The 17,475-nt window shown below is 73.2% G+C and carries 7 protein-coding genes; 2 read left to right on the forward strand and 5 right to left on the reverse strand.

Annotated elements, in window-relative coordinates; genetic code table 11:
- Positions 1 to 21 precede the first annotated feature (21 nt).
- Together ACFO3J_RS17735 and ACFO3J_RS17740 are read left to right on the forward strand one after the other, a co-directional pair.
- Positions 22 to 1,428, forward strand: a complete 1,407-nt coding sequence (locus ACFO3J_RS17735; protein ID WP_386430409.1) for a hypothetical protein — start codon at positions 22 to 24, stop codon at positions 1,426 to 1,428.
- Positions 1,425 to 10,334: a hypothetical protein gene (locus tag ACFO3J_RS17740; protein WP_386430410.1), complete on the forward strand. Its 8,910-nt coding sequence runs from the start codon at positions 1,425 to 1,427 to the stop codon at positions 10,332 to 10,334. Before ACFO3J_RS17735 ends, ACFO3J_RS17740 begins: the two co-directional genes overlap by 4 nt.
- Positions 10,335 to 10,394: 60 nt before the next feature.
- Here the strand turns inward: ACFO3J_RS17740 and ACFO3J_RS17745 are convergent, their stop codons facing one another.
- From ACFO3J_RS17745 to ACFO3J_RS17765, 5 genes are all read right to left on the reverse strand, one after another.
- Positions 10,395 to 13,022, reverse strand: a complete 2,628-nt coding sequence (locus ACFO3J_RS17745) for a glycoside hydrolase family 2 protein (protein WP_386430411.1) — start codon at positions 13,020 to 13,022, stop codon at positions 10,395 to 10,397.
- Positions 13,019 to 13,915: a carbohydrate ABC transporter permease gene (locus tag ACFO3J_RS17750; RefSeq protein ID WP_386430412.1), complete on the reverse strand. Its 897-nt coding sequence runs from the start codon at positions 13,913 to 13,915 to the stop codon at positions 13,019 to 13,021. The genes ACFO3J_RS17745 and ACFO3J_RS17750 overlap by 4 nt, the downstream gene beginning before the upstream one ends.
- On the reverse strand, positions 13,912 to 14,874 hold the full coding sequence (locus tag ACFO3J_RS17755; RefSeq protein WP_386430413.1) for a carbohydrate ABC transporter permease: 963 nt from the start codon (positions 14,872 to 14,874) through the stop codon (positions 13,912 to 13,914). The genes ACFO3J_RS17750 and ACFO3J_RS17755 overlap by 4 nt, the downstream gene beginning before the upstream one ends.
- Before the next feature lie 131 nt (positions 14,875 to 15,005).
- A complete protein-coding gene (locus tag ACFO3J_RS17760; RefSeq protein WP_386430414.1) occupies positions 15,006 to 16,328 on the reverse strand; it encodes an ABC transporter substrate-binding protein in 1,323 nt (440 codons plus the stop codon).
- A gap of 252 nt (positions 16,329 to 16,580) precedes the next feature.
- A complete protein-coding gene (locus ACFO3J_RS17765) occupies positions 16,581 to 17,435 on the reverse strand; it encodes a LacI family DNA-binding transcriptional regulator (protein ID WP_386430415.1) in 855 nt (284 codons plus the stop codon).
- Positions 17,436 to 17,475: the final 40 nt, after the last annotated feature.

Here is a 17,475-nt window from a genome sequence, read left to right on the forward strand (position 1 = left end):
ACCGAGAGGGAAACGCAGACCATGGCATTGAGGCTCGCGATCGAGGGCGGCCAGTACTGGGTGACCGGCGTGGTGGACGACCCGGCCGTACGCTCGCTGCTCGGCCAGCAGTCCTTCCAGGTGGGCGACCACTACATCGGCTTCGACCAGCGGTTCAGCGAACCGGTCACGGTGCGCGCGTACTTCGACGCCGCGAGCAGCCCCGACGTGGCACGCGAGAACGCCAAATACCCCAAGTACCGGCTGAACCAGATCGGCTATCTGCAGGCGATGCGGGTCGAGTACGCCGGTGTCCCCATTCCGCCGGACGTCTTCGGCGGCCGGCTGGCCGACCGCTGGCCCTACGCGACCCCCGACGACCGGTTCCTCGACTTCATGGGTCCGAAGGAGGCGATCGACGGCAGGCTGCTGCCCTATTACCCCTTCTACGCCTACAACGGGCTGCTCCAGGACGGCACCGCCCTGCGCGTCGAGGACTTCTACGCGTTCGGGCGTCCCAACGGGTCGCTGTTCTCGCCCCGCCCGGTCCAGGGGGTCGACCCGTCCGAGCAGGCGCGGTGCGCGTCGATCACCGCCGAGGTCGCCACCGGGCTGATCACCGCGGAGGAGGTCTCCAACGCCTTGATGGCGGAGAACCTGATCCTGACGCTGACGCCGACCGAGGCGGAGCTCGGCAACTTCGAGCCGTACCAGCTCGCGCTCAACGAGCTGCGCACCCGGCCGCTGCCCGGGGCGCCCAACGCCCCCGCGCCGCTGGCCACCTTCACCGACGACGACGCCAAGAAGGTCAGGGCGCAGGTGATCGGCCGCTATGTGCTGCTGACGCTGCCCGACGACAGCATGCCCGACACCCTGTGCGTCTACGAGGAGGACGGGAGTGTGCTGGTGCACCTGCTGACCGTCTACGAGATGGACGAGATGTGGGACCAGGCCGGTCCGGCAGCACTGTGGCGGATCAGCGACTACCTCGACAGCATCGGCAGGCTCCGACCGCCCGCCCCGCCGCCGGGCCGCGGCCGGGCCAAGCAGCCGCTGCGCGGTGAGCCGCCGATCGCCCAGGAGGCCACCAACCCGGTGTGCAAGCTGCGTTACTGGACGTTCGCGATGGGAACCCGGCTCAGGCCGCGCGGCGGGGCCCGCGCGCGGGTGGTGCTCAGCGGCTTCACCTGGGCGGCGGTCTACCAGTACGACCGGGACACCGACCACCTCGACTTCACCGCGATCGAGGTCCCCAAGGCGATGGGCGCCTTCGAACTGGATCCGCTGCTGGCCGCCTACACCGACGCGCTGAACGACCCGGAGCTGCGCGGCGGCACGATCGATCTCAGCAACTTCACGGCGGCGGCGCTGCGCCGCGACAACTTCGGCCAGGGCGCGGGCAATTCCGTTCCCTTCATCGACCCCGCGACGGGAATGGACATCGGATGACGCCGCCGCCCTCCGACGACCAGCTGGCGCTCCAGCCCGTCGTCACCGCCCGCTACGAGGCCGGCGCCCTGTCGGCCGATTTCCCGCCCGTGGCCGCCGCCTACGCCTATCGGATCGACGTCACCGCGGACACCGCCGAGCCGCCGCCGCTGGTGTACTCCACCCTGCTGGCCGCCGCCGACGCCACCGGCACCGTCGAACTGGCCTCCGACGACTTCACCGCGCGGCCCGGGGTCACCTACACGGTCACCGTCACCGTGCTCGGTGTGCCGAGCGAACCGGCGGCCGTCACCGTCGTCGTGCTCGACGCGCCCGTGGTGACCGCGCGGGCGGTCATCGACGGCTGCGCGCTGACCTGGACCGCCGTGCCCGGTGCCACCGCCTACCTGGTCCGGGTGACCGACGCGGCCGGCGCCACGGTGGTGCACCGGGCGCAGACCGACCTGACCGCGGCGACCCTCACCGCTACTGACGGGCTGCGGCCCGACACCCCCTACCTGGTCACCGTCCAGGCCCGGGCGGGGGAATCCTACGGACCCGCGAGCACGCCGGTCACCGCCGTGCTGCGGTCGGCCGCCGCGATCCTGACCGCGCTGCGCGACCGGCTGCTGGCCGCGCGGGTGACGGTCACCGACGACGACGGCGCCACCTGGCTGCGTTACGTGCTGGACACCGTGACGCTGCCCGACGACCTGCCCGAGGACGCGGCGCGGGTGCGCGGCGTGCTGACCGCCGCGACGGCCACCGGCGCCGCCCCGTTCGTCAGCACCGCGCCCGACGACCCCGGGCCGGTACTGTCCGAGGCGCTGGACCGGCTGACCCTCGGCGGGGTGTCCCCTGCCTTCGGCGCCGGTGAGGAACCGCCCGCCGAGGTGGTCTTCACCGTCTCCGACGACGTCCTGCTGCGGGCCACCTGGACCACCCGGCCGCCGGACGGCTGGACGCCCGGCGACCTGTTCGACGCGCTCGACGGCAGCGGCATCGACGACCTGTGGCTGGGCGGTATCGCGGTGGTGGCCACCACCTGGGAGCACACCGACGCCGCGGTGAACGCCCCGCTGGCGGTCGGTCTCAACCTCCAGGCCACCGTGGCGGTCCGCCGCGACCTGTGCCCGGCCGACCTGGACGGTCTCGATCCGGCCGGCCGGATCGAGACCGTCGTCGGCGGACCGGTCGCGCTCGACGACGACGGCCGTCCCGCATTCGACTGGACCACGGCGGCCGACCTCGGTGAGCTGGTGGTGCGCCGTGTCGGCCTGCCGGACCTGCCGGTCACCGGCGAGCGGATCACCCTCAGCTGCGTGCCCGTCCCCGACCCCGGCGACGGGCCGGCCGTCATCGCGCGCGCCGCGGTCGGCGGCGGCAGCACGCTGGGCGGCGACCCGATCGCGGTGGAACTGACCGTGGCCACCCGCCGGCACCCCACCGTCGTCCTCAGCGCCCTCGACCCGCAGGTGAGCAGACCCAGCGTCAGCGCGCTGCTGGCGGCGACCGGGGTCGCGAACACGCTGCCGGTCGCGCTGCCGGCCACCCTGCTCGATCTGGTGGACGCCACCGTCTACCGCTACGAACTGGGCGTGGACCCGCTCGGCACGGAGGCCACCAGCACAGTGCTGACCGTGGGTTCGGACACCGCGTGGACGCCCGCCGAGGGCTTCGGCCTCAAGGCGCCGCGGCTGACCCTGGACCTGACCACCTCGTCCGGCTGGGCCGCCACCACCTACGCCAACGCGCGGCTCACGCTGGGCGCCACGCTGTCGCTCGGCGACGACTCGGGCGACTACGCGGTCACCGCCGTGCTGTCCAGCGCCGGCCCGTGGTATTTGTCCTTCGACAACGACACCGACGGCACCACGGACGACGACGCCGACGGCCTCGACGACGGACCCACCGGTCCGCTGCCCTCCCTGGACACCGTCGCCGGCTTCGCCGGGAAGACCGGCGCGTCGGTGCTGCGTGTGCTGCCGGCCGAACTGACCGCGGCGACGGGCTCGTTGCGGCTGTCGCGGATCTGGCTGCTGATCGACCCCGACGCGAGGGCGGTGCGGAACGTCCGGGTCACCCTGGCCCAGACGGTGCCGTGGGCGCTGCTCGGCGACGCGCTCACCCTGTCCGGCTGGTCGTGCGCGATCGCGCTGGACAACGACCCGGTCACCGGCTGGGACGTCAGCGCGCAACTGGACGGCGAGGTGACGCTGACCGCCGGCCGGTCCTCGACCACGGTGGCCGTCGGCGTGCCGCTGCCGCTGTCCGCCGGCCTGGTACGGGTCGAACTCGGCGAGGACCAGGTCGTCCACCTGCCGACCGTCGGGCAGCTGCTGGGCCTGCTGCGCGGCGGTCCGGTCAACCTGCCCATCGGGATCGCCACCCTCGGCGGCCTCGACGTCACCCGGCTGCTGGTGCTCATCGACGCGGACGCCGGCGCTGTGACCCACCTGTCGTTCGCGTTCGAGCAGACCGGCACCTGGACGATCGCCGAGAATCTGCTGACCGTCAGCGACGTCACCGCCGCGATCGCCTTCCAGCCGTCGACCAGCCCGATCGGCGTGTGGGGTCAGATCGGCGCCACCCTCGAAGTGGTGCCGGGGCAGCCGGTCGACATCGCCACGTTCAAGAACGAACCGGACGACGTATGGCGGCTGCACGCCGCCTCGGCGCACCCGATCCACCTGCCCTCGTTCGCCGAGCTGGCCGGCTGGATGGCCCCGGCCGCCAGCCGCGCCGCCCTGCCGGCCGCCCTGCCGCTCAGCCAGGGCATCGACGTGCGCGACGTGGCGCTGCGCTTCGGCGGACCCGGCGGGACGCTGGACCAGGTCGCCTTCCGCGCCGAGGCCGAGGACGTCTGGACGATCGTCCCGGGCCGGCTGTCGCTCACCGACCTGGACCTCTCGCTGACCGTCCCGCAGCCCGTGGTCGCCTCCCAGGTCACCGGCAGCGTGGGCGCGGTGCTCACGCTGGGCGGTGTGCCCATCGGGCTGCGGGCGGCCAAGCCCGACAGCGCCGGCCCGTGGACCTTCACCGGGGAGATGATCCAGGGCCGCGCCCTCGACGTCCTGGCGCTGGCCGACGGCATCGGGGACCGGAGCGACTACGCGCTGCCCGCCGACGCCGTCGCGCGCGATCTGCCCGCCTCGGTGGAACTGGTCGCCGCCTCGGTGCTGGCCGTGCCGGACAGCGGCACCTTCCACGCCGAGGGGGAGCTGGGCTTCGACTGGGAGTTCGCCTTCGCCGGCACCACCGTCGCCGTCCGCTCGCTGAGCGCCTCGCTCGATGTCGCCGCGACCGGCAAGCCGCTGGTGGTACGGCTGCTGGGCGAGTTCGACGTGGCCGGGCTGCGGGCCGCGGTGGGGCTCACCGTGGGCACGCAGGACACCCCGGCGGTGCTCACCGGCTCCGTCGCCCCGGCCGATCTGGCCGATGTGGCGGTGGACACCCTCGCCGACACCCTCACCAGCGCCGCGCCGGACACCGGCTGGTCCACGCTGGTGCCCGCGCCGCTCACCCCGCCCGCCTTCGCCTCGGCGCGGCTGTATCTGGACGTCACCGGATCGCGGCTGCTGCTGCACGGCACGGTGGACGTCGCCGGGCAGAGCGCGCTGGACGGTTTCCTGTACGTGGCCCGGGCGGCGGGTCCCGATCCCCGGCCGTGGACGTACGCGGTGGCGGTCTCGCTCGGCGCCGACTTCCGGATGGGCGCGCTGGTGCCCGCGCTCGCGGTGGTGGACGACTATCTGCGGGTCACCGACGCGCGCCTGGTGATCTGCGACCTGCGGGCGCCCACCGAGGCCGATCCGACCGCGGGCGGCAGCCTCGGCGCGCTGGCCACCGACAGCGCGGCGCTGCTCGCGCTCGCCGACCCCAGCGCCCCGGCGCCGCTCACCGGGCTCGGACAGGACCCGCTGAAGCTGCGGGCCGGCGCGTATCTGACGGCCCGGCTGCGGTTCGGCCAGGTCAGCCTGTTCGACAAGCTGCTGAAGATCGGCAGCGCCGACCAGTTCGCCGAGCTGCGGCTGGAGGCGCTGATCGACGCGGCCGACCCGGTCAACACCGTCTACAGCGCCGACCTGCCCGACCTCACCGTGCTCGACGCCGTCGTGCTCACCCACACCGACGCCTACCCGGGCATCCATCTCGGCTACCGGCCGGCCGACGCCCACCGCTTCCAGCTCGACGGCCGGATCGCCTTCACCGGCGTCTTCGGCGCGGCGCCCACCTTCGACGTCTCCCTCGTGGTGGACGACATCGGGCTGACCTCCACCATCACCCAGACGCAGCAGCGGATAGCCCAGCCGTTCGGCATACCCGGCGTCGTACTCTCCGGGCTCGGGGTGGACCTGCGGATCGTCTGGGAGGTGCCGGCCACCGCCAGCACCCCGCTCAAGCCGCAGACCTCCTGGGCGGCGCTGCGCGGCCATGTCCTGCTCGGCCCGGCCCCGGCCGACCCCAGCCTGCCCGACAACCGGCCGTCGGTCGCCGCCGAACTCGCCCTGGTCGGCGGGGTCCCCGCGCTGTTCGACCTGTCGCTGGACCGCGACTTCTCCGTCGGCGCCTTCCTCGCCCAGTGCCTGACCGGTTCCGGGGCGAACTGGCCGTCGGACTTCATCGACATCGCCTTCCTCAGCGGCAGCCGGATCTCCTACTACGACGACCGGGCCGACCCGTACAAGACGGTCGCCACCGTCGACGGGCACACCTTCGCCGCCGGCTTCACCGTCGACGCCTATGTCCGGCTGACCCTGGTCACCTCGCTGACGCTGCACGGCACGGTCACCGTGACCAGGAACGCCAGCACCCAGCAGTTCTCCGACGCCACCGCGGCCTTCCAGCTCGACGACCCGATCGACCTGGGCTTCATGTCGCTGGCGGGCACCGGCCTCGACCCGTCGAGCGGGCTGTACGCGCACGGGCCGTCGCTCGGCTTCACCACCGGCGACCACCCGGCTCTGGCGCTGACCACCGGGGTGAACTTCCTCGACGCGCCCTTCTTCCAGGCCGGCGTCAACGTGCGCGAGGGCTCGGACGGCGGCAACCGGTTCACCGGCCGGCTCGTCGCGGCCCGGCCCGTCTCACCCTTCGGGCTGCTCGGCGCCACCTTCGAGTACATCACCCATCCGCGCGGCGCCGACGAGTTCCACCTGGTCGACTGGCCCGCCTTCGACTGGGCCCGGAACGTGATCGACTTCGTGCAGGCGCTGCGCGACCTGGCCAACGCGCTGGGCTCCGAGGGCTGCGGCGCCATCGTGCAGGCCATCGGCGCGGCGGCCTGCGACGCCGACTTCACCCTCACCCCGTCGGCCGCGCTGGACGGCGGCGAGTTCGCCTTCAGCGTCCGGGGCACGTACGCGCTGACCTTCGCCGGCATGGACGATCCGATGGTGACGGCGGACCTGCCCGCGCTGACGGTCCGGATCCCGGTCAGCACCACCTGGGACGGCCTGCCGGACGCGCTCGCCTCCGGCATGGCCGGCGGCGCGCGGCAGGTGATCGAGGACCTGTTCACGCATCCGCTGGACACGGTCCTCTTCCTGGTCATGCTGTTCGGGCCGAGCGCGGCCGAAGTGGCCCTGGACCTGGTCTGCGAGGGCCTGATCGACGGTGTCGTCGCCTTCGCCTGCGGGGTGGCCGCGGAGATCGTGGCGGACCTCGGCATCGGCCTGGGCGCGGCGGCGCTGCTGGCCGTCATGGTCCCCGCGATCCTGTACGCCCTCGCCCACGGCGGCGACGACGACAGCGGCGACCCGCAGGACACCACACCGCGGCGGCCCAACGTGCGCCCGGCCGCATACGCGCAGGGCGCGCTGACGGTGACCTGGGACGGCGCCAAGTACGCGTCGGGCTACACCGTCCAGCTCCTCGGGCCCACCGGCGCCGTGCTGTTCACCGCCGACCTCGGCATGCTGACGACCTGGATCATCCCGGTGGACCTGGCCACCTTGGGCACCGGCACCTTCCAGGTCCGGGTCCGCGGCCGCCGGGGGGACGTCACCGGCGACTGGGGCACCCTCGGCATCGTCCGGCTGGCCGGTCCCAGCCCGGCGCTCACCTGGTCGGCGGGCGTGCTGAGCGCCGGCTGGCCCGCGGTCACCGGGGCCACCGGCTACCACGTACAGCTGCTCGCCCCGGACGGAACACCGCTGGTCGACACCCAGCTGGCCGCCGACGCGACCTCCGTGACCGCGCAGGTCACCGAGCCCGCGGCCGGCGCCTACACCGCGCTGGTCACCGTCCTGGGCGGCGACCTGCCGCCCGCGAGCGGCACGCCCGCGAGCCTCGACGTGCTCTCGCTGGCCACACCGGCCATCACCGCCGTGTCCCGCGACGGCGACGTGTTCACCGTGACCTGGCGGCCCGTCGCGGGCGCCGCCCGCTACGCGGTGGTGCTCGCCGCCGACACCGACATCGCCACCGCGACCGTCGAGGCGAGCGGCGAGCTGACCGCGCGGCTCAGCGCCACCGCGGAGAACCCGGTCACCGCCGCCAAGGTCTTCAGCCTGTCGGTACGGGCGCTGGCGACCGACCACATCGGTCCCTGGGCGCGGCAGAACATCATCACCGTGCTGCTGCCCGCCCCGGCCGATCTCACCCTGTCCTGCGACGTCGACGCCCTGAGCGCGACCTTCACCGGCGTGAACACCCCGCGCCGCACCCCGCGTTACGAACTGGAGCTCACCCGCGCCACCGGTGCGGCCGACCCCGGCACCGTCGTCGGCCATGTCACCGACGGAGTCCCCGGGGGCACCGCGCTGCCGCTCGACGACGGCACCACGCCCACCGCGGGGCAGCGCTACGGGGTACGGGTCCGCGTCTCGGTGGAGGACCCCGCCACGGTGACCAACACCGGCCCGTGGAGCGACCGCGCCGACATCGTGCTCACCGCCGTCCCGCCGGCGCCGGCCGACACGGCGATGACCGTGCTGGGCGACCAGTTCGGCGTGAGCTGGACCGCGCTCACCGACCAGACCGACCCCGGCGGCGCGGCCGGCCGCAGCTACGACGTGCAGCTGGTCAACCTCGGCCCCTCGCCGTGGCATCCCAGCGCCGTCACCCCCGTCGCCTCGCGGACCGCCGTGGCCGGCCCGAGCTGCGTGCTCACCCCGGACGACGGCTCCATGCCGCCGCCGGGACAGATCTACGACGTCAAGGTCCGCACCCGGCACGGCCGGCAGACCGGCCCGTGGGCCCCGCCGCGCACCGCCGCCTCCTTCGACCGGCCGACCGTCACCGGTGCCACCTTCGCGGGCAACCAGGTCACGGTGAACTGGACGCCGACCGCGGCGCCCCAGGCGGGCTACTACGTCAACCTCAACTACTCCAACCCCGACGACCCCTCGGTCCTCGGCTACCTCACCTCGATGAGCGGGGCCGGCGGCACCACACCCGCGCCGCAGACCGTGTTCGACGTGACCGGGCTGCCGCGCTTCGCGGACTACCTGGTGAGCGTGCGCTGCTGGCTCTACAACGACTTCTACGGCCCATGGAGCGAGCCGTTCCGCTTCCCCGTCGCCCCCACCCCCACCGGGCTCAAGCTCAGCTACGACGGCACCGCGATCAGCGCGAGCTGGGACGCCACGCCGGGCGCCACCTCCTACCACCTCGCCGTGGGCCCGGCCGCCGGCGGCAGCACCGTGGCGTCCTCGACGGTCCAGGCGCCGGGCACCTCCACCACCTTCAACACCAATCTGCTGCAGCTCGGCCGCCAGTACATGTGCGGCCTGGTGGCCCAGAAGCAGAGCGCGCAGGGCATGGTGGCCTCGCCGCCGGTGTACGCCACGATCACCCTGCTGGGCGCCCCCACCGGGCTCACCACGGTCGACGACCCGGGGAAAGTGGCGGCGACCTGGACCGCGGTCCCGGGCGCCACCGGTTACCAGGCGCAGATCACCGACCTGCTCGGACGCCCGGTGCTCACCGCCTCCACCGGCGGACCGGGCATCGGCATCGACCGCTCACCGCTCACCCAGGGCGCCAACTACCTGCTCCAGGTGCGCGCGGTGGCCGAGCAGCCCGGTCCGTGGTCGACCGCCGTGCACACCACCTACGGCACGTTCAGCACCCTGTGCCTGGGCGCGCCGGCCGGCGTCAACTGCAACGCCGGCGGGGTCATCGGTGCCTTCGGCGACTTCTGGGGCAAGACCATCCCGGCCGAGGTGGCCGACAACTTCCACTCCACCCGCGCGACGCCGCGCACCGGCTGGGTCTCGGTGCCGTTCGGCCAGCCCGCCGCGGCGACCGTGCTGGCCCGGCTGGTGGCGGCGCTGCGCGCCAACAACGTGCTGACCGAGGCCGACGCCCAGCGCACCTTCGCCAATGTGCCGCGGGTCGGCTCCGCGATCGGCACCGGGACCAGCGCGCTGTGCCTGGGCGCACCGGCCGGCGACCCCTGCCGGTCGCCGGCCGGCGACTTCGGCGCCGCCCGCGGCGCCACCGCCTCCCAGCTCCCGTCGACGTACTACCCCAACGGGTCGGCCGCGTCGGGCTGGGTCGGCGTGGACGGCGCGTTCAGCGGCCTGCCGGTCCTGCTGCGGCTGGTCGGACAGCTCGCGCAGGGCGGCAGACTGACGGGCAACCAGCCGTACGACGTGTTCAACAGCGCGATGAACGTGACCGTCAGCTTCGGCGACGGGGGCAAGGCGTGGTGCGTACGACTCGGCACGCCGGTCGGCACGGTCGCCTCCGGCCAGGTGGGCGACCTGATGCTGAACGTCTCCGGCGCCCAGCTGGCCGGCCCCTACGCCCCGTCGGCCGGCTGGTACGCGCTGCCCGACGGCGCGGACTCGATCTTCGAAGTGCTGGCGCTGCTCGATGTCTTCCTCCAGTCCAAGGGAGCGCTGCCGGGCACCACCGGCTACGACGTCTTCACCCGGGCCCTGGGCACCAAGCCGAAGAGCGGGCCGATCCCGCACTGACCGCGCCGCTTCGGCGCCGAGCGGGCCGCCCCCGTGCACCAGGGGCGGCCCGCGAAGCGGTCACGCGGTCAGCTCCTCCGCCGAGCGGACGGCCAGCCGCAGCAGCCGCTCCGGGATGCCGGCCTCGCGCAGCGCGCTGCCGTCCCGGGTGGTGAGGCGGAAGGTGTGGGTCTCGCCCGGGAGGAGGGTGACCAGGGACGTGTCGGACGTCAGCGCGTGCGGGGGCAGGCCCAGTGCGGCGGCCAGCCGGTCCGGGAAGACGCAGAGGTCGCGCAGCACCGACTCCGCCGACACCGTCAGGGCCAGCGCGCCGTCCGCGTAGGACGCGGTCAGCGTGCGGGCCGGCGGCGGCGAGGTCAGGGCGCGGCCCGGGCGGTAGGCCCAGGTCGTCCGCACCCCGTCCGCGTCCACCACCAGCAGCTCGGCGTGCGGGTCGCCCGGCGCCGCCAGCGCCGGGTCGAGTCGCAGTGTGCGCAGGCCGCCCGCCGGACAGCTGGCCGCAAGGCGGGTACGGGCCAACTCCCGGCCGTCCAGGGTGACGCGGTACACCGACAGCTCCGGCGTCCAGTCCGCCACCGAGTCGTTGACCAGCGTCAGCGTCAGACCGGCCGTGCCCGTCGGGTCGTGCGTGGGGCCGGGGTGCACGGGCTGCACGGTCGCCAGCCGTGGCGCGAAGGAGTGCCGCAGGGCGTACCACAGCGGCTTCTCGATGCCGGCCACGTCGACCGCCGACCAGCTGATCGCCGGCCAGCAGTCGTTGAGCTGCCACACCACCGCGCCCGCGCACCGCTCCCGCGACCGCAGCCATTCCACGCCCGCGGCGACCGCCCGGGCCTGCACCAACTGCGTGGCGAAGTGCCAGTCCGCGCCCTCCGCGGGCGTGGGCACGTGCGGCTGGAGGCCGCGGGTCAGCTTGTGCATGCCGTCGATGGCCCGCAGGTGGTGCCGGGTCAGCGGCGAGGCGGGGCCGGGGGTCTCCCCGCCGAGCACCCGCTCAAGGGTCGTCCAGGCGGCGGGTCCGCACCATCCCATCTCGGCGACGAAGGACGGGTCGTGGTCCCGGTAGTGCGCGTAGTCCCCCTCGTTCCAGGCGTCCCACAGATGGCTCAGACCGTGCGTGTCGGCCGCCGGGTCGGCGTCGAGAGCCCCGGACCAGGGCGAGTTGGGCACGTAGGGGCGGGTCGGGTCGAGCCGGGCCAGCACTTCGGGCAGCACGTCGAGGTAGTAGCGCGCGCCCCAGCCGCGCTCGCCGATCTGGTCCTCCCAGCCCCAGTGGTGCCGGCCGAGCACCGTCTCGTTGCCGCCGCACCACACCACCAGGCTCGGGTGCGGGGACATCCTGGCCACCGCCTGCTCCGCCTCCGCGGTGACCAATGCCGCGGTCTCCTCGTCCTCGCAGTAGGCGGCGCAGGCGAAGAGGAAGTCGTGCCAGACCAGGACGCCCCGCTCGTCGCAGGCGTCCAGGAAGTGCTCGTCGGCGAAGTGGCCGCCGCCCCACACCCGCAGCAGATTGGCGTTGCCGGCCACCGCCTGCTCGATACGGGCGACGACGCGCTGCGGTGTCTCGCGGCTGGGCAGGGTGTCGTCGGGGATCCAGTTGTAGCCGCGGACCCGTACGGTGCGGCCGTTGACGACCAGGGCCCAGCGGTTGCCGAGCGCGTCCGGGGTCTCGTCCACCGCGACCGAGCGCAGCCCGACGCGTACCGCCGCCTCGTCCAGCACGGTGCCGTCCGGGTCGTCGAGCCGGGCGGTCAGCCGGTAGAGCGGCTGGGCGCCCAGGCCGACCGGCCACCACAGCTCCGGGTCGGTGACGGTGAGGGTCAGCACCGTCTCCTCCCCCGTGACCTGGCCGGTCACGTTTCCGGCCGACCGGCCGTCCGGGCCGGTCAGTTCGACCAGGACGCGGGCGCCCGGCGGGGCTTCGGCCCGGATGTGCGCGGTGACCTCGGCGGCCGCGTGGTCGGCGGCGAGCGCGACCAGCGGGCGTATGTGGTCGATCCGGCCCGCGAACGTCTCCAGCCCGATGTCCCGCCAGATGCCGGCCGTGACATAGTGCGGCCCCCAGTCCCAGCCGAAGTTGGCGGCCGCCTTGCGGATGTGGGCGTACGGCTCGTCGTACGGCGAGGGCAGCGGGCCGTGCGCGCGCTCGTGGGCGAGCGCGGCGTCCCAGGCGGAGGCGAAGCGCACCTCAATGGTGTTGTCGCCGGGCTCCAGCACGTCCTCCACCGGCCAGCGGTAGGCGAGGTGCTGGTCGCGGGCGGCGCCGACATGGCGGCCGTTGACGTAGACCTCGGCGACCGTGTCCAGCCCGTCCGCGACCAGGTGGGCGCGGCTCCCGGGCACGGGCGTGTAGGCGAAGGAGCGGCGGTACGACCACTGGGAGCGGCCGACCCAGTCCTGCGCCAGTTCGCCGAGCCCCACGTCCGGGTCGGCCAGGTGGCCCGCGGCGAGCAGCGCGGTGTGCACCTCGCCGGGCACCTGGGCGGGCAGCGCGGCGTCCCGGACCTCGGCGGGCGTGCCGTCCGGGCCCGCCAGCCAGGTCAGCTGCCACTCGCCGCCGAGGTCGTGACGGGTCGCGGGCGGCGCCGAGGCGTCGGCGGCGGTGCCGGTCGCCGTCACGGTACGGGCGCCGGAGCCGGAGCCCTTGCCGGGGCCGGAGCCGGTGCTGAGTTCAGTGCTGAGTGTCATCCCTTGACTGCCCCTGCGGTGAGTGCTTCCTGCATACGGCGGCTGGCGAGCGAGTAGGCGACATACACCGGCAGAAGGGTCAGCACGGTGCCGGCGGTGAGCACGCCGAAGTCGGTCGAGTCGGAGATCAGGGTGGGCAGCGCGACCTGGGCGGTGCGGACGCCGGGCGCGGTGCCGGTGATGCTCAGGGAGAAGAGGTACTCGTTCCAGAAGGTGAGCAGTTGCAGGATCGCCACGCTCACCACGCCGGGCATCGCGATCGGGATGAACACGTTGACCAGCAGCCGCCAGTTGCCCGCGCCGTCCAGCGCGGCGGACTCCACCAGGGCGGGCGGCACGGTCTTCATGAACTGGGTGAGCAGCAGCACCGACAGCGGCAGCGCGCTCGCCGGCAGGAAGAGCATCTGGAACTCGCGCGTGTAGAACATGTGGATCTTGATCGCGAGGATCACGGTGGGGATCAGCGCCGCGAACGGCGGGATCAGGAACCCCACCGAGAAGGTGCCGGTGACCAGCCGGGAGAGCCGGTTGTCCTGCCGGGCCAGCGCGAAGGACGCGGGCAGCGCGAGGCCCAGCGTCAGCACGATCGCGACGACGGAGATCAGCAGCGAGTTCAGCAGCGCCTGCCCGAGGTCCGCGGTCCGCCAGGCGGTGCGGAAGTTGTGCCACAGCCAGTGCCCGGGCAGCGCGAAGGGATGGTTGAAGATCTCGATATTGGTTTTGAGGGCGCTCACCACCAGGTAGTACAGCGGCGCGGCCAGCACCAGCGCGTACAGCCAGGACAGCGGAACGGCGAGCGCTCCGGCGCCGCGCCGCCGGGAGCGCCGCGGCGGACGGGCGCGTTCGGGGCTGTGCGCGCGGGCGCCGGGGGGCGAGGAGGCCGGGAGGGTCATCGGATCTTCTCCAGGGGGCTGCGCAGCAGGGCGCGGATCAGCAGCATCCCGGCGACGCCGACCAGCAGCAGGACGACGCCGACGACCTGGCTGTAGCCGAGGTCGCTCTGCGAGAAGGCCTTCTCGTACACCAGGTAGGACAGCGTGGTGGACGAGGTGCCGGGTCCGCCCTTGGTGAGCAGCAGGATCAGCGCGGCGGAGGTGAACAGCGTCCAGAGGAACTGGAGCATCGTGAGCGTGCGGACATAGTCCTTCACCATCGGGAAGGTGATCTGCCACATGATGCGGAAGCGTCCGGCGCCGTCGATCCTGGCCGCCTCGATCACGTCGCCGGGGACACTGGCCAGCCGGGAGGCGAACAGCACGGCGGTCCAGCCGATGCCGCGCCACAGGTCGATGGCGATCAGGCTGGGCAGGGCGGTGCTCGGATCGGCCAGCCAGGAGTGGGCGAGCGAGTCCAGGCCCGCCGCTTGCAGCAGGCCGTTGGTGCCGCCGTTCGGCGACAGCACCCCGTAGAAGATCATCCCGGTGATGGAGATGGAGATCAGGCCCGGCGAGAAGTACAGCACGGACAGCAGGCGGTAGCCACGGGGTTTGGTGCTGAGGTGGTAGCCGAGCATGAAGGCCAGCGGAATCATCACCGGGATGACCACGGCGACCTGCACGGCGCTGTTGCGCAGCGCGTCGTGGAAGACCGGGTCGGCGAAGACATGCCGGATGTTGTCGGTGCCGACGTAGCTGGGGTCGTAGATGAGGCCCTTCCAGCGCAGGGTGGCGATGACGAACATCGCCACCAGCGGCCCCACCGAGAACACGGCGAACCACACCAGGGACGGGACCGTCAGCCACAGCAGACGGGGGGTGTTCAGGCCGCCGCGGCGCCGTCCGCGGCGGCGGGCGGCCGGCAGGGCGGGCTCGGGCGCGGCGCGGGTGCCGGTCAGTGTGCTGGTCGTTGACATGGAGACGTTTCTTTCGGCCGGGGTCGGGCTGGCGATCCGGGGAGGGGCCGCACGGTCCGGGCCGGCGGTTCGGGCACGGTCGGGGGTCGCCGCGTCGCGGCGGCCCCCGGGAGCCGCGCGGTCCGGCGGCGTCAGCTCTTGGCGCCCTTGGTGGCGCTGTCGAGGCCCTGGCAGATCTTGTCGGCGGAGGACTTGCCGTACGCCCCGGTCAGGACCTGGATGATCGGGTCGGACGCCGAGCCGATCCACACATCGGGCACCACGGCGTAGTCCACCGTCTTGTCGAGCTTGAGCGACTGCGACAGCAGCGGGTCGGTGGCGTACTTCTGGAAGTCGCCGTCGGTGGGCGGCAGGATGCTGGCGTCCTTCACGAAGTCGCCGACGGTCGCGTCCTGGTAGAAGGAGGTGATGAACTTGCGCACGTTGTCGATGCGGTCCTTGGACGCGCCGCGTTTGGTGATCATGAAGCCGACACCGGTGAAGCCCTGCAGCGCAGTGGGGTTCTTGAAGACCGAGCCGGAGGGCAGCGGCAGGCCGGCCAGCGTGGTGTGCGTCTCGACGCCGGTGCCCGACTTCTTGGCGTCGGTGTACGCCCAGGAGCCGGCGGACATCATGGCGGCCTTGCCGGAGTAGTAGGCCGCGTACATCGCGTCGGCGTTCAGGCCGGCCGCGTTGTCGGCGAAGACACCGGCGTCACGCAGCTGGGTGAAGAGCTTGATGCCCTGCATCACGGACGGGGTGGCGCAGTAGCCGCCGCCCTGCATGACCTTCTCCATGGTCGCGGCGTCGGTGAAGGACTGCGCGATCTGGTAGAAGAGCTTCTGCCCGGTCCAGTCGTTGCCGCCGACCGTGAGCGGCTGGATGTGGGCGGCGCGCAGCTTCTTGGCGGCATCGATCAGCTCGTCGGTGCTGGTCGGGATCTTGTCGACGCCGGCCGCCTTGAGCAGGTCGGTGTTGTACCAGACCGGCCAGCTGAAGCCGGAGAAGGGCAGGCCCTGGAGCTTGCCATCGGGCTTGCCGCCGACCCGCCACTCGTCCAGCGCGCTGGGCTTCATCTTGTCGGCGAGGCCCCACTCCTTGAGGTAGGTGTCCACCGGGACGGTGATGCCGGCGTCCTGCCAGCCGAGCGTCTTGTCGTAGAGGTTGACGATCACCACGTCGGGAGACTTGCCGGCCGCGACGGCGTTCTCGACCTGGTCGTCGATGGTCTCCAGGCCGTCGGTGGAGTTGACCTTGACGCCGGTCTCCTTGGTGAAGGCCTGGAAGACACGGGCCTGCGCCGCCGCCGCGGTGTTGCCGGCCGACCAGCGGGTGACGACGTCGATGGAGTTGCTGCCGCCGGTACCGCTCGCCGAGTCGCCGCCCGTGCCGCAGCCGCCCAGGGCGAGGGCGAGGGCGGTGATGACGGACCCGGCCATGACGCGCACGGCCCAGGGCCGGGTGCGGTGGTCCATAGAGCTTCCTTTGCTTGAAACGTGCTCGAACGCGACACAGCGTCTACGAGCGCCCAGCGGAAGTCAATAAGAAAGATTAGTAATCTATCAAGGAACTGGATAGATGCAGGTGAGCGCGGCTTCGCCGGGCGTCGAGCAGCGGACGTACCGCCGCGGCGGTGCGGACCGGGACCGTATACGGGCAGGCGGGGAGCCGGATTCGGGCAGGCGGGTCGGCGGCCGACGGGCCCGACGCGGCCCGGCGGCCCGGCCTCAGACGCTGCCGCGCACCACCAGGCGGGCCGGCGGGGCGTTGACCGTGGCGGCGGGGGCGCCGACCAGGGCGTCCGCCAGGGTGCGGCCGGCCAGCTCGCCCAGTTCCTGGACGTCGTGGCTGACCGCGCCGAGCGGCGGGACGGCGAGCTGGCACAGGGCGGAGTCGTCCCAGGCCACCAGCGACAGGTCGGCCGGCACGGCGAGTCCGAGCCGGCCGGCCTCGTGCAGGGCGCCCAGCGCCATCACGTCGTTGTCGAAGACCACCGCCGTCGGCCGGTCCCCCAGCGCGGCCAGCGCGGCCAGCGCCCGGACGCCCGCGGCCTCCGAGTAGTCCCCCTCGAAGGTCGTGGTGCGCACCCCGCGCCCGGCCGCCGCCGCCTGGAACGTGCGCCGGCGGATGATCGTGTGCGCCATCTGCGCCGGGCCCGCCACGTGTCCGAGGTGGGCGTGCCCCGCGGCGACCAGCTCGTCCACGACGTCCCGCATCGCCACGTCGTCCTGCGTCCACACGGCCGGCAGCCCGCCCGCGGTCACCGGGTCGCCGATCACCACCGCCGGCATGCCCAGCTCCTTGACCAGTGCCACCCGCTCGTCGCCCGGCAGCAGGTCGATGAGGATCACGCCCTGCACCTGGCCGTGCCGCGCCCAGGCCCGCATCCGGTCGGCGGCCTGCGACACCGTGGCCACGACCTGGAGCAGCACCGGCACCCCGAGCGGCACCAGGACGCGCTCCATACCGGCGATGAAATCGTGGAAGAACGGCTCAGCGCCCAGCACCTCGGCGTCCCGTACCAGGGCGAGCCCGACCGGAGTGCCGCGCGGCGGGCGGGCCCCGTCGCTGGTCGCGGGCATGCTGGCCTCCTGGTCGTGGGTCTCGTCTAACCTCATGCGT

Origin of the sequence: Streptomyces polygonati (genome assembly GCF_042650325.1) — a bacterium.
In the GTDB taxonomy this organism is placed as follows: domain Bacteria; phylum Actinomycetota; class Actinomycetes; order Streptomycetales; family Streptomycetaceae; genus Actinacidiphila; species Actinacidiphila polygonati.